At 52.8% G+C, this 12845-nt stretch carries 10 protein-coding genes and 3 tRNA genes; 6 read left to right on the top strand and 7 right to left on the bottom strand.

Translation table 11 applies throughout. From position 1 onward, the window contains the following. Positions 1–23: 23 nt before the first annotated feature. A tRNA-Val gene (locus tag L350_RS21300) sits at positions 24–99 on the bottom strand. A gap of 258 nt (positions 100–357) precedes the next feature. On the opposite strand from L350_RS21300, the gene gltX reads away from it, so the two are divergent. Then, the gene (gltX, locus tag L350_RS21295) at positions 358–1773 is read left to right on the top strand and encodes a glutamate--tRNA ligase (RefSeq protein ID WP_022648938.1); all 1416 of its coding nucleotides are present in this window, start codon (positions 358–360) and stop codon (positions 1771–1773) included. A gap of 51 nt (positions 1774–1824) precedes the next feature. Here gltX and L350_RS21290 read toward each other — a convergent pair whose 3' ends face one another. Together L350_RS21290 and L350_RS21285 are read right to left on the bottom strand one after the other, a co-directional pair. Continuing rightward, positions 1825–2211, bottom strand: coding sequence for a YfeC-like transcriptional regulator (locus tag L350_RS21290; protein ID WP_032622330.1), 387 nt, complete (start codon positions 2209–2211; stop codon positions 1825–1827). A gap of 1 nt (position 2212) precedes the next feature. After that, positions 2213–2575 (bottom strand): YfeC-like transcriptional regulator, encoded by a 363-nt coding sequence (locus tag L350_RS21285; RefSeq protein WP_022648936.1) that lies wholly within the window; start codon positions 2573–2575, stop codon positions 2213–2215. A gap of 217 nt (positions 2576–2792) precedes the next feature. Here L350_RS21285 and L350_RS21280 point away from each other — a divergent pair. The 3 genes from L350_RS21280 (at position 2793) to L350_RS21270 (ending at position 5385) form a co-directional block, all read left to right on the top strand. Next, positions 2793–2868: transfer RNA gene (locus tag L350_RS21280), tRNA-Ala, on the top strand. A gap of 41 nt (positions 2869–2909) precedes the next feature. After that, a tRNA-Ala gene (locus L350_RS21275) sits at positions 2910–2985 on the top strand. A gap of 210 nt (positions 2986–3195) precedes the next feature. Next, positions 3196–5385, top strand: coding sequence for an EAL domain-containing protein (locus L350_RS21270; protein ID WP_032623828.1), 2190 nt, complete (start codon positions 3196–3198; stop codon positions 5383–5385). A gap of 45 nt (positions 5386–5430) precedes the next feature. Here L350_RS21270 and nupC read toward each other — a convergent pair whose 3' ends face one another. After that, positions 5431–6618, bottom strand: coding sequence for a nucleoside permease NupC (gene nupC / locus L350_RS21265; RefSeq protein ID WP_022648934.1), 1188 nt, complete (start codon positions 6616–6618; stop codon positions 5431–5433). Positions 6619–6963: 345 nt separating this feature from the next. On the opposite strand from nupC, the gene L350_RS21260 reads away from it, so the two are divergent. Further along, a complete protein-coding gene (locus tag L350_RS21260; protein ID WP_032623830.1) occupies positions 6964–8202 on the top strand; it encodes an Nramp family divalent metal transporter in 1239 nt (412 codons plus the stop codon). Positions 8203–8235: 33 nt separating this feature from the next. On the opposite strand, the gene ypeC is transcribed toward L350_RS21260, so the two are convergent. Both ypeC and mgrA read right to left on the bottom strand, forming a co-directional pair. After that, complete coding sequence (gene ypeC, locus L350_RS21255) at positions 8236–8583, bottom strand: DUF2502 domain-containing protein YpeC (RefSeq protein ID WP_022648932.1); 348 nt, start codon at positions 8581–8583, stop codon at positions 8236–8238. A 126-nt stretch (positions 8584–8709) separates the two neighbouring features. After that, the gene (mgrA, locus tag L350_RS21250) at positions 8710–9708 is read right to left on the bottom strand and encodes an L-glyceraldehyde 3-phosphate reductase (RefSeq protein ID WP_022648931.1); all 999 of its coding nucleotides are present in this window, start codon (positions 9706–9708) and stop codon (positions 8710–8712) included. 186 nt (positions 9709–9894) lie between these two features. Here mgrA and ipdC point away from each other — a divergent pair, with 186 nt between their 5' ends. Beyond that, a complete protein-coding gene (gene ipdC / locus L350_RS21245; protein ID WP_022648930.1) occupies positions 9895–11553 on the top strand; it encodes an indolepyruvate decarboxylase in 1659 nt (552 codons plus the stop codon). On the opposite strand, the gene L350_RS21240 is transcribed toward ipdC, so the two are convergent. Further along, positions 11554–12789 (bottom strand): ion channel protein, encoded by a 1236-nt coding sequence (locus tag L350_RS21240; protein WP_032623831.1) that lies wholly within the window; start codon positions 12787–12789, stop codon positions 11554–11556. Positions 12790–12845: the final 56 nt, after the last annotated feature.

Raw genomic sequence — 12845 nt, forward strand, 5'->3', positions numbered from 1 at the left:
CACTGCGAGTCTACCGAAGTAGATGGTGGGTGATGACGGGCTCGAACCGCCGACCCCCTCCGTGTAAAGGAGATGCTCTACCAACTGAGCTAATCACCCCCGCTGTGTGGAGTCGCATTATAGGGAGAGTTGAAAATGAGTCAACGCATTTTCTAAAGTTTTTATTCGTTCGTCGTAAAATTAGTCAAAACGATCGCAAAACGGACTGTGGTGCATGATTTCTAAACAAAAACAGCAATCTCGAACCGGATAAAATGATCGACATTGAGGAATCGGCCCACAGTGATAGAATATTGCCCATTGTTTTCTTCCCAGGATTTGCCGATTACCGGCATCTTTATAACGTAAGGCCATTTCATGAAAATCAAAACTCGCTTCGCGCCGAGCCCGACAGGCTATCTGCATGTCGGTGGTGCACGTACTGCTCTCTACTCCTGGCTTTTCGCACGCCACAACAAAGGTGAGTTTGTGCTGCGTATTGAAGACACCGACCTGGAGCGCTCAACGCCGGAAGCAATTGAAGCCATTATGGATGGGATGAACTGGCTGAATCTGGAGTGGGACGAAGGCCCATACTTCCAGACCAAACGTTTTGACCGCTATAACGCCGTAATTGACGAGATGCTGGTCGCAGGCACGGCCTATAAGTGTTACTGCTCAAGGGAGCGTCTGGATGCGCTGCGCGAAGAGCAAATGGCAAAAGGCGAAAAACCGCGTTATGACGGTCGTTGCCGTCATGACCACAGCGAGCATGCTGCTGATGAGCCTTGCGTAGTGCGTTTTGCTAACCCGCAGGATGGCTCTGTTATCTTTGATGACCAGATCCGTGGCCCGATCGAATTCAGCAACCAGGAGCTGGATGACCTCATCATTCGTCGTACTGACGGCTCGCCAACCTATAACTTCTGCGTGGTTGTGGACGACTGGGATATGGAAATCACTCACGTGATCCGTGGTGAAGACCATATCAATAACACCCCGCGTCAGATCAACATTCTGAAAGCGCTGAACGCGCCTGTACCGGTGTATGCGCACGTATCGATGATCAACGGTGACGACGGTAAAAAGCTGTCCAAACGTCATGGCGCGGTGAGCGTGATGCAGTACCGTGATGACGGCTATCTGCCGGAAGCGCTACTGAACTATCTGGTGCGTCTGGGCTGGGCTCATGGTGACCAGGAGATCTTCAGCCGCGAAGAGATGATCGAGCTTTTCTCTCTGAACTCGGTAAGCAAATCAGCCAGCGCGTTCAACACTGACAAACTGCTGTGGCTGAACCATCACTACATCAATACCATGCAGCCAGAGTATGTGGCGACTTATCTGCAATGGCACATTGAGCAGGCAAACATCGATACCCGTACGGGCCCTGAACTGGCGGATCTGGTGAAGCTGCTTGGCGAGCGTTGCAAAACGCTGAAAGAGATCGCCGAGAGCTGCCGCTACTTTTATGAAGAGTTTGACGCGTTCGACGCCGATGCGGCCAAGAAACACCTGCGTCCGGTTGCGCGTCAGCCGCTGGAAGTGGTGCGAGATAAACTCGAAGCCATTACCGAATGGACTGCAGAAAATGTTCACCACGCGATTCAGGCAACCGCTGATGAGTTGGAAATTGGCATGGGTAAAGTCGGTATGCCGCTTCGCGTTGCGGTGACGGGGGCAGGCCAGTCTCCGGCGCTGGACGTGACCGTTCATGCCATTGGCAAATCACGTAGCGTTGCGCGTATCAACAAGGCGCTGGGCTTTATTGCTGAGCGCGAAAGCCAGCAGTAATGCTCGTGAAATACAAATAACGGCAGGGTAACCTGCCGTTTTTTATGTCTGTTATTCAGCAATACCAAGACGCGTGAGAAAACCCTGCAAACCTTCGCGAGCGAGCAGCTTGTGCAAACGTTCCTGTTCGACAGTTGTCATGTTTTCCAGCGAGTCGATAATTTGTGGAAGCAGGCTGGATGAGGTCGCCACGCCATAGAGTGAAGGGCTTTCTGCCACATGGTAAACAGCCCGACTGTTACGAATGGCGGGAAGGCTAATGATGTGCTCCTTAACGTGCGCATCAATACATATCACCCTCGCTCTTCCGCCTTTTACACCGTTGATACCCTCCGTTTTCCATCCTTTCTGTCGTATCCAGCGATTAACGGTTTGTCGGGCGACGCCCAGACTGTCCGCCAGCTCTTCCGTGGTCATTTTGCTGCGTAATCTTTTCATATTAGCGTTGGTCGCGAATCCCTAAGCGTTGTAACAATCCGGTAATCCCTTCCCGCAGTAACAGAGATGTCATCTGCTTTTGCTCATCCGGCGTCATTTCATTCGCCAGCGTCAGGAGCAGGGCGTGAAGCGAGCCTTCGTGGTACGCCTTTTCTGGCATTTCCGGCGACTCTGTTACCCTGCGTGCGCTGCGAATAAAGTCGCGCACTTTTTCATTGACGTGTACCAGACGCGCCTTGCCGCCCTGAACGCCTGGTTTTGGCGATGTAATCCAACCCTCTTTGCGTACCCATTTATTGATGGTCTGTCGGCTATAGCCAGTCAGCAGGGCTAACTCTTCTGGCGTCATTCGTTCCTTGATCATACAATTTCCTGAATATCTGTGGGGTTAATTAGTGGTTCATTTTATAGCACCGTTTTACGTGAAAACGTGACAAGCTTAACTCCTGGCTGCGAGCAGACTCGCAAAGTGATTCATTTGCATGATTTTTCGGCGGTTGAAAGGCTGAGGTTGAATTTGCCGTTGACACTGTGCGGCGGAATTCATATTATGCCGCCCGTCAACATGACAGCTTTACGATGGGGCTATAGCTCAGCTGGGAGAGCGCCTGCATGGCATGCAGGAGGTCAGCGGTTCGATCCCGCTTAGCTCCACCAAACTCTGAACCCAACAGAGTACGGTAGGTAAAGTAACATGTGGGGCTATAGCTCAGCTGGGAGAGCGCTTGCATGGCATGCAAGAGGTCAGCGGTTCGATCCCGCTTAGCTCCACCAAAATTTAAACCCTCGTCGTCAGACGGGGGTTTTTTATATCTTGTAAAATATTTAGACTGTTTTTGTTGCAATTAACGTCATTTTCTATACCTCACCTCAATCCAAATCAATAAATAAGTCCATAAATAGACCTAAACTTGATTCGTCCAATTAATAAACCTATTATCGATCCGGTCAATAAGACGATGGTTAAATAGATTACCCGGATTAATGAATAGAAAAATTTACAATAATGTAAAAATATTTATGATTGCCCTGGCGCTAAGCCTGATTGCGATCCCCTTTTCCCGTTATATCTCTCCGCGCGCTATTGTTAACGAAAATGATGTTTATTTAGCGTGGCTGCCCTTAAGCGCCATGCTCGCCATCGTGTTGTTATTTGGACGACGGGCAATCATTCCTTTGTTGCTAAGTTTTAGCGTTACTAATTCTTATTACTTTGATTTAGCCCCGCTACAATCTATCGTTTTATTATGTTGTCAGACGTTTTCCGTCTTCGCCGCCTGTGGCGTTATCCGTTTGATGCTGGGCAAGCGCTGGCGCCACAGCATGCCGAATAAGTACATTGGTATACGTATTTTATGGCTCGGATTTATGGTGCCTGTGGGCATCAAATTATCGATGTATCTGGCGGGGTATTTATTTGATTTCCCGGTAACAATCTCCTCCTATTTCGGCGAAGGCTCTGCAATTTATAACGTTATCGATATTCAGAGTCTGATTTGCGCCGCCCTGATTTTCACCATGATGTTCTATTATCCATTAAGAATGATTATTAATCCTCGCTATGCCCGAACATTCTGGCGGCGAAGCGTGAAGCCCCTCTTTTGCAACAAAAAAGCGTTATTTATCGTTGTGTGGCTGATGCTGTTGGTCTCAATGATCGCTATTTTATGCGCGCCTTTTGAGTCGCAGTTTATTGCGGGTTATTTGATGCCGACCGTTTTCATTCTTTTTACCCTGGGTATTGGTCGTTTGAGCTATGCGCTCATCTCTTTATTCTGGGCAGCCTCAGCGCTCATGTTGTTGACCTATAATTATAATTTTCTCAATGGCGTTGAATCGGGCCACTCGCTCTCCTTTATTCTGTCGGTACTCATCTCTTTCGCTATCTGCCTGCTTTACATGTCGCAGATCTATCAGAAAAGTGAATGGCTGAAACAGGGGTGGCAGGAGAGGGCGCTTACCGATCCGCTCACCGGTCTGCCTAACATTCGTGCGCTGGAAGTTTTTCTACAGCATCATCCTGAGGCCAAAGTCTGCTGCTTGCGTCTGGATAATCTGGAATTCCTGAGCCGTCACTACGGCATCCTCATGCGCGTGCACTGTAAAAAGATGATCACCGCGTCGCTGCAGCCGTTATTGCAAAAAGACGAGAAGCTCTTCCAGTTACCAGGCAGTGAACTGATGTTGGTCTTGCTGGGACCGGGCACGGCTGAACGTCTGCAATTTATGGTTGACCATCTGAACAGCCGTAAAATTATCTGGAACAAGACTGAGCTCGACATTGAGTTTGGTGCCTCCTGGGGGGAAGTGCCAAATGGAGAAAGCGTGCATCACACGCTGGGTCAGTTGAGCTGGCTGTCCGAGCAGTCCTGTTCCGGGCATAACGTCCTTGCGTTAACCAACAGTCTGGATGATGTTTCTGGTCATACGACTGACAGGGTGCTAATGCTGGCCCGTATAAAACGCGCCCTTGATATCGGTGGTCTCCATCTTTACGCGCAGCCAATTCACAACGCGCGCGGAGAAGGGTACTTTGAAATCCTTTCGCGTCTTGAAAGTGATGGTGAGATCATCACCCATGACCGCTTTATTCCGCTGATTGCTCAGTTCAACCTGAGCCACCGATTCGACCTGAACGTGGTGGAAAAATTGCTGATGTGGATGCGCAGTCATCCATCCGGACGGGCCGGAACGCGGTTCTCCGTTAATCTGATGCCGCTGACGCTGATGCAGAACGAGATTGCAGCTGAGATCATCGCGCTTTTTGAACGCTACGCCGTTGCACCGCAAGATATCGTCATTGAGATCACCGAGGAACAGGCTTTCTCTGATTCGGGAAGCAGCATCAACAATATCCAGCAGCTGCGGGATTATGGCTTCCGCATTGCTATCGATGACTTTGGTACCGGCTATGCCAACTTTGAGCGCCTGAAGCGACTGGAGGCCGATATCATTAAGATCGATGGCTGCTTCGTGAAAGATATCTGCACCGACAGCATGGATGCGATGATCGTGCAGTCCATTTGCAACATGGCAAAAACGAAATCGCTTTGTGTGGTGGCTGAATATGTGGAATCGGCTGAACAACGCGAGATGTTGCTGCGATACGGCGTTGATTATTTGCAGGGCTATTTGATTGGTAAACCACTGCCCCTGACGGCGCTGGAGACATAAAAAAACCGGGAGCGATGGCTCCCGGTTTTCATTGAGCGGTATGGATTACAGCACCAATGCTGCGATAGAGGCAGACAGGACGCTCACCAGCGTTGAACCGTAAACCAGCTTCAGGCCAAAGCGAGAAACGACGTTACCTTGCTCTTCGTTCAGGCCTTTAATCGCACCAGCGATAATACCGATGGAAGAGAAGTTCGCGAAGGAGACCAGGAAGACGGACAGGATCCCTTCCGCACGCGGGGAGAGCGTGCTGGCAATCTTCTGAAGATCCATCATCGCCACGAATTCATTGGATACCAGTTTCGTTGCCATGATACTGCCCACCTGCAACGCTTCGTGAGCGGGCACACCCATTACCCAGGCGACCGGGTAGAAGATATAGCCCAGAATACCCTGGAACGAAATACCAAGTACGGCCGCAAACAGGGCGTTCAGCGCAGCGATCAGTGCGATAAAGCCAATCAGCATCGCGGCAACGATAATCGCAACCTTGAAACCCGCCAGAATGTATTCACCCAGCATTTCGAAGAAGCTCTGTCCCTCGTGCAGGTTTGACATCTGAATGTTCTCTTCGCTGGCATCCACGCGGTACGGGTTAATCAGCGAAAGAACAATAAAGGTGCTGAACATATTCAGAACCAGCGCTGCAACCACGTATTTAGGTTCCAGCATAGTCATATACGCGCCCACGATAGACATGGAAACGGTAGACATTGCTGTCGCCGCCATGGTGTACATGCGGTTACGGGACATCTTGCCGAGGATATCTTTATACGCAATGAAGTTCTCAGACTGACCCAGGATCAGCGAGCTGACTGCGTTAAAGGATTCCAGCTTGCCCATGCCATTAACTTTCGATAACAGGAAGCCGATTGCACGGATAACCACCGGCAGAACACGAATGTGCTGGAGGATCCCGATCAGGGCAGAGATGAAGACGATAGGGCAGAGCACTTTCAGGAAGAAGAAGGCCAAACCCTGATCGTTCATGTTGCCAAAGACAAAGTTAGTCCCGTCGTTGGCAAATCCGAGCAGTTTTTCGAACATTTCGGAGAAGCCTTTCACGAAGCCGAGGCCTACGTTGGAGTTCAGGAAGAACCACGCAAGTAAAACTTCAATGACCAGCAGCTGGACAACATAGCGAATACGAATATTTTTGCGGTCAGTGCTGACCAGCAATGCGAGTGCAGTAACGACAACGAGTGCCAGGACAAAATGAAGGACGCGGTCCATATTTGCTCCAAATATGAGGCAGGTTTAATTTCCGTGCACATTCTATGTAACAAGCACAAAGAAAACGAGATCAAGCCCACACTATAGTTACATCCTGTGACGAGTCTCAAAAATAGTGATCAACAATACATTTTTGTTATGTTAGGTAAATGAGTGAAAAGTTAAGTTTGTGTGCTACGCTTCACAAATGTCTGCGCATTTTCACATTCTGTGACCTTGCTCCACCTGCCTGTCTATTGTCCCTGGCTATCAGAGTAATCATGTTAACCATTACAAATGAACTTGATAATCATTCTCATTTTGATAGCATAAAACATAGCACAGGCTATATTTCCAGAGGCAGAAATGACGAATAGTCGCGTAGAGAGTAGCAGCGGCAGGGCGGCACGCAAGCTGCGGTTCGCATTAATGGGACCTGCATTCATTGCCGCGATTGGCTACATCGATCCGGGTAATTTTGCGACCAATATTCAGGCCGGGGCCAGTTTCGGCTATAAGCTGCTGTGGGTTGTGGTGTGGGCCAACCTGATGGCGATGCTGATTCAGATGCTTTCCGCGAAGCTGGGTATTGCCACCGGGAAAAACCTGGCGGAGCAAATCCGCGATCATTATCCGCGTCCGGCGGTATGGTTTTACTGGGTCCAGGCGGAAATTATCGCCATGGCCACCGATCTCGCCGAGTTTATCGGGGCGGCGATCGGCTTTAAGCTTATTCTGGGCGTCTCCCTGCTACAGGGCGCCGTGCTGACCGGTATCGCCACGTTCCTTATTTTGATGCTCCAGAGGCGGGGACAAAAACCGCTGGAGAAAGTCATCGGCGGCCTGCTGCTGTTCGTCGCTGCCGCCTATATTGTTGAGCTGATTTTCTCCCAGCCGAATCTGGTGCAGTTGACGAAAGGGATGGTGATCCCGTCGTTACCCACCTCTGAAGCCGTATTTCTGGCCGCCGGGGTGCTGGGGGCGACCATTATGCCGCACGTAATTTATCTGCACTCTTCTTTAACCCAAAATCTGCACGGCGGGACGAGTAAAGAGCGCTACTCCGCCTCGAAATGGGATGTGGCAATTGCGATGACCATTGCCGGATTTGTGAATCTGGCGATGATGGCGACTGCCGCCGCCGCGTTTCACTTTAACGGGCATACCGGGGTTGCCGATCTCGACCAGGCGTACCTGACGCTGGAGCCGTTGCTGAGCCATGCCGCTGCCACTATTTTTGGTTTAAGCCTGGTTGCTGCGGGACTTTCCTCTACGGTTGTGGGGACACTGGCCGGGCAGGTGGTGATGCAGGGGTTCGTACGTTTCCATATTCCACTGTGGGTTCGCCGTTCGGTAACGATGCTGCCTTCCTTTATTGTAATTCTGATGGGGCTGGATCCGACCCGCATTCTGGTGATGAGTCAGGTGCTGCTGAGTTTCGGTATTGCGCTGGCGCTGGTGCCGCTACTGATATTCACCAGCAACAAATCGCTGATGGGCGATCTGGTGAATTCGACGTGGGTGAAACGCGCCGGGTGGGCCATTGTGGTCGTGGTGGTGGCGTTAAACATGTGGTTGCTGTTAGGCACAGCAGCAGGCCTGTAAAAGAAAAAGGAGCCGTGAGGCTCCTTTTAGCTGTTAATGGTGATGGCCGTGACCATGGCCTCTGCCTTTTCCGTGACCCCTGCCGCCACGGCGGTCGTCACGATCGTTCCAGCCTTCGCGGTAGCCGCGTTCGTAGGCCTTACGCTTATCCCAGCCACGGTGATAGCCGTTATCGTGTTTCCACCAGCGGTTTTTACGCCACTCATAATGTCGGTGCCAGTAGTCACGGTCGCGCCAGTAGCCACCGTCCCAGTATCTGCCGTAGTCATCACGATCGCCAATTTGTAATTTAATCGATGGCAACAGGGTGATTTCGCCCGCATTGGCGACCAGCGGGGCCGAAGCCAGTAGTACCGCTGCAAGAATCAGTGACCTGAACATACTCTTCTCCTTCACGATCGGGGCCGCTGTGCGACCTGTTAACGCAATTTTACGAGTTGGTAAACATTCGTTTCATCGCCTCAACTCCTAAATCATGAACGAGAGCACTTTTTGCTAAAAGTGTTTTTAATCTGAACTGGACAGAATCGCTTCTATCGTCTTCAGCTCTTCTGCGGAGAAATGACGATTTTCAAGCATGCCTGCAGCATCTTCAATTTGTCCGGTTTTGCTTGCGCCGATGAGCACTGATGTCACCGCATCGTGGCGCAGGAGCCAGGCCAGTGCCATTTGCGAAAGCTTTTGCCCCCGTTTTTCCGCCAGCGCATTCAGCTTGCGTACCTTTTCCAGCTTTTTGTCGGTGACCTGTTCCGGATTAAGGAACTTACTGCCGCTTGCTGCGCGAGAATCTGCCGGGATGCCGTTCAGATAGCGATCGGTCAACTGTCCGCCCGCCAGGGGAGAGAAGGGGATACATCCCACCCCATTTTGCTGCAACACGTCCAGCAACCCCTCTTCAGGCGCACGTTCAAACATGGAGTACTTCGGCTGGTGGATTAGACAGGGCGTGCCCAGATCCTCCAGTATTTCAATCGCCTGCCGCGCCAGTTCTGCCGGGTAGTTGGACAGGCCGATGTACAGCGCTTTGCCCTGGCGCACCACATGGTCAAGCGCTTTCATCGTTTCACGTAGCGGCGTTTGTGGATCGGGGCGGTGGTGATAGAAGATATCAACGTACTCCAGCCCCATACGCCTGAGGCTCTGGTCCAGGCTGGAAATCAGATATTTACGCGAGCCCCAGTCGCCGTAAGGCCCGTCCCACATGGTGTAGCCCGCTTTGGTGGAGATGATTAGCTCATCGCGCCAGGGCAGGAAATCCTCCTGCAGGATGCGCCCGAAGTTGCGTTCGGCTGAACCAGGAGGTGGGCCGTAATTATTAGCAAGGTCAAAATGTGTAATACCCAAATCGAAGGCGCGCTGTAAAAGTTGACGGCTGTTTTCGAGCAGCGTCGCGTCGCCAAAATTATGCCAAAGCCCCAGCGAGATGGCGGGAAGCTTGAGGCCGCTTTGTCCACAGCGGCGATATTGCATTGTCTGGTAACGATTTTTGTCAGGTTGATAACCCATGAGCGAGACCTCTGGCGCTGGAAAGAAAAATCAGTGTATGCGTTTACACTAACCTGAAGAAAATGAGCATAGCTCAGCTTTTTTCGTAAAGCATTCTTTCCAGCCCCTGATTGTCGCCAATTCTGGACACCCTTCACGCTTATTTAATACTCAGAGTGAGGTCAACGTCAGAAGGACACCTATAATATGCGTACCCCCTATTGCGTCGCCGATTACCTGCTGGACCGACTAACAGATTGCGGTGCCGATCATCTGTTTGGCGTGCCGGGCGACTATAACCTGCAGTTTCTCGACCATGTGATAGACAGCCCGGACATCTGCTGGGTGGGCTGTGCCAACGAGCTGAACGCGTCTTACGCCGCAGACGGCTATGCCCGCTGTAAGGGATTTGCCGCACTCCTGACGACTTTCGGCGTTGGGGAGTTAAGCGCCATGAACGGTGTAGCGGGCAGCTTTGCCGAACATGTCCCCGTGCTCCATATTGTGGGGGCTCCGGGTATGGCGGCGCAGCAGCGAGGAGAGTTACTGCACCACACCTTAGGCGACGGCGAGTTCCGCCATTTCTACCACATGAGCGAACCCATCACCGTTGCACAGGCGGTGCTTACCGAACAAAACGCCTGCTATGAAATTGACAGAGTCCTGACCACCATGCTGCGGGAGCGCCGTCCGGGCTACCTGATGCTGCCCGCCGATGTGGCGAAAAAAGCCGCTACGCCCCCTGTAAGCGCTCTCACTCTTAACTCCGCACCAGCCGATTCAGCCTGCATGCAAGCGTTCCGTGAGGCTGCCGAAAAGCGTTTGTCAACGAGCAAACGCACCGCGCTGTTAGCGGACTTCCTGGTGCTGCGCCACGGTTTGCGCGCGGCCCTTCAGACGTGGGTGAAAGAGGTGCCGATGGCACACGCCACCATGCTGATGGGCAAGGGCATTTTTGACGAACGACAGAGCGGTTTTTATGGCACCTACAGCGGATCGGCGAGCGCCGCGGCGGTCAAAGAGGCAATCGAGGGGGCTGATACGGTACTGTGCATTGGCACGCGCTTTACCGATACGCTCACTGCCGGGTTTACCCACCAGCTGACGCCAGATCAGACGATAGAGGTTCAGCCCCACGCGTCCCGCGTCGGCGACGTCTGGTTTACGGGTATCCCGATGAGGGAGGCCATTGAAACGCTGACAGCGCTGTGCAAAACGCATGTACGTGATACGCGAGCGCCATCGGATCACAGCAGCTCTTCTTTCCCCACTATCGAAGGGGCGCTGACTCAGGAGAGCTTCTGGCGTACCCTGCAAACGTTTATTCGCCCCGGAGACATTATTCTGGCTGACCAGGGGACGTCTGCTTTCGGCGCTATCGATTTGCGTTTACCGGCAGACGTGAACTTTATCGTCCAGCCGCTTTGGGGATCGATCGGCTACACGCTCGCGGCGGCGTTTGGCGCGCAAACAGCGTGTCCGAACCGACGCGTGATTGTCCTGACGGGTGACGGTGCCGCGCAGTTGACCATTCAGGAGCTGGGATCGATGCTGCGCGACAAGCAGCGCCCGATTATTCTGGTGCTTAACAACGAGGGATACACGGTTGAGAGAGCCATCCACGGGCCGGAGCAGCGCTATAACGATATTGCCCTCTGGAACTGGACGCAGATCCCGCAGGCGCTGAGCCTGGCGCCAGAGGCAGAATGCTGGCGCGTCAGCGAAGCGGAAACACTGGCGGAGGTGCTGGATAAAGTAGCACACCACGAGCGACTATCGCTGATCGAGGTGATGCTGCCGAAAGCCGATATTCCGCCGCTGCTGAGCGCGCTGACCAAAGCGCTGGAGGCGCGCAATAACGCCTGATTACCTGTCGTTTCGCCATGCCATCAACATCGGTTTGCCCGCCAGCAGGAGCCAGGCGGGCAACATCACGATACAAAGGAGCGGCAGAAGCGTGGTATCCGGCACCACAACGGCCGCCATAAACAGACTCAGCCATGCATCGCGCGTTACCACCAGTACCAGCCCCAGAATGGAGCAGGAGACGGTAATCGCCGCAGGGACAGCGTCGACATGCTCATGCAGCATCAGCCCCAGCGCGACGCCAACAAATACCGCCGGGAAGATCCGTCCTCCCCGGAAACCACAGGCTGCAGCGATCACCAGCGCCTCCAGTTTTACCAGCGCGAACAGCAGATAATCGGAGACGCTAAAGACCTGGCTGAAGGCCAGTTGCTGCATCTCGTCCAGACCCTTAAACAGCGTAACCGTCCCGCCGATAGCGCCTAAAACGCCCAGAATAAAACCGCCCATACCCAGAATCAGCACCGGATGCTTCAGCCTGTGCATCAGACGATGCAGGCGCGGAAGACACCACACTGCGATCATTCCCAGCGCAATGGCTATCGCGACGACGACGGCACCGCTGACAATATCGGTGAGTTGCATCTGGCCATAGTGGGGGATGGGGAGTGAAAAATGAGGATGGAAAAACAGGCTGGTCGTGAGGGCCCCTGCTGCGGCGGCCATCAATGGCGCAAAGAGTTTATCCCACAGCGGCACATCATTGTCGCTGCTGAGCGTTTGCGAAAAGATGAGCGCAGCCGCTATTGGGGTACCAAACAGTGCCCCGATGGTACCGGCGGAAGCCAGAATCGTCCAGTCCAGCGCGCCAACGCGCGGGAAAAGACGCGCTCCCAGAAAGACCGCCAGCGCGATATTAACCGCCATAATGGGATGTTCAGGCCCGAGGCTTACGCCGCCCGCAAGACCGATAATCAGCGCGATAACAAGCCCCGGCAGAGCAGAGGGAGATACTGGCGCACCAATCAAGGGTTCCAGTGCCGGGTCCGGCCCGGCATGGCCCGGGCTATAGCGGATCACCAGACCTACGGCAATTCCGGTCAGGGTCAGCATCATCATGATCCACCCTGGCGAGTCAGTGCTGATGCCAAGTTTAACCGGCAGCGCGGTCCATAAAATCGTTTGCAGCACTGCCGCTACTTTCATGACGACGATGAGCACCAGGCTCGACGCTACGCCAATAATTAGCGCCGGGACAGCCAATAACAGCATGGTTCTGGCTCGCGGATGGAGCATGATGATTTCCTTGTACAAAACGGCTTAACGTTACTTTGCACAATCAGCATTGTGGC

Origin of the sequence: Enterobacter sp. MGH 4, from assembly GCF_000534735.1 — a bacterium.
Taxonomy (GTDB): Bacteria; Pseudomonadota; Gammaproteobacteria; order Enterobacterales; family Enterobacteriaceae; genus Enterobacter; species Enterobacter intestinihominis.

Coding starts and splice junctions, on each gene's coding strand:
- L350_RS21240 (WP_032623831.1), bottom strand. CDS start 12,789: ATGCTCCATCCGCGAGCCAGAACCATGCTGTTATTGGCTGTCCCGGCG.
- L350_RS21270 (WP_032623828.1), top strand. CDS start 3,196: ATGAATAGAAAAATTTACAATAATGTAAAAATATTTATGATTGCCCTG.
- L350_RS21285 (WP_022648936.1), bottom strand. CDS start 2,575: ATGATCAAGGAACGAATGACGCCAGAAGAGTTAGCCCTGCTGACTGGC.
- gltX (WP_022648938.1), top strand. CDS start 358: ATGAAAATCAAAACTCGCTTCGCGCCGAGCCCGACAGGCTATCTGCAT.
- mgrA (WP_022648931.1), bottom strand. CDS start 9,708: ATGGGTTATCAACCTGACAAAAATCGTTACCAGACAATGCAATATCGC.
- nupC (WP_022648934.1), bottom strand. CDS start 6,618: ATGGACCGCGTCCTTCATTTTGTCCTGGCACTCGTTGTCGTTACTGCA.
- ypeC (WP_022648932.1), bottom strand. CDS start 8,583: ATGTTCAGGTCACTGATTCTTGCAGCGGTACTACTGGCTTCGGCCCCG.
- ipdC (WP_022648930.1), top strand. CDS start 9,895: ATGCGTACCCCCTATTGCGTCGCCGATTACCTGCTGGACCGACTAACA.
- L350_RS21290 (WP_032622330.1), bottom strand. CDS start 2,211: ATGAAAAGATTACGCAGCAAAATGACCACGGAAGAGCTGGCGGACAGT.
- L350_RS21260 (WP_032623830.1), top strand. CDS start 6,964: ATGACGAATAGTCGCGTAGAGAGTAGCAGCGGCAGGGCGGCACGCAAG.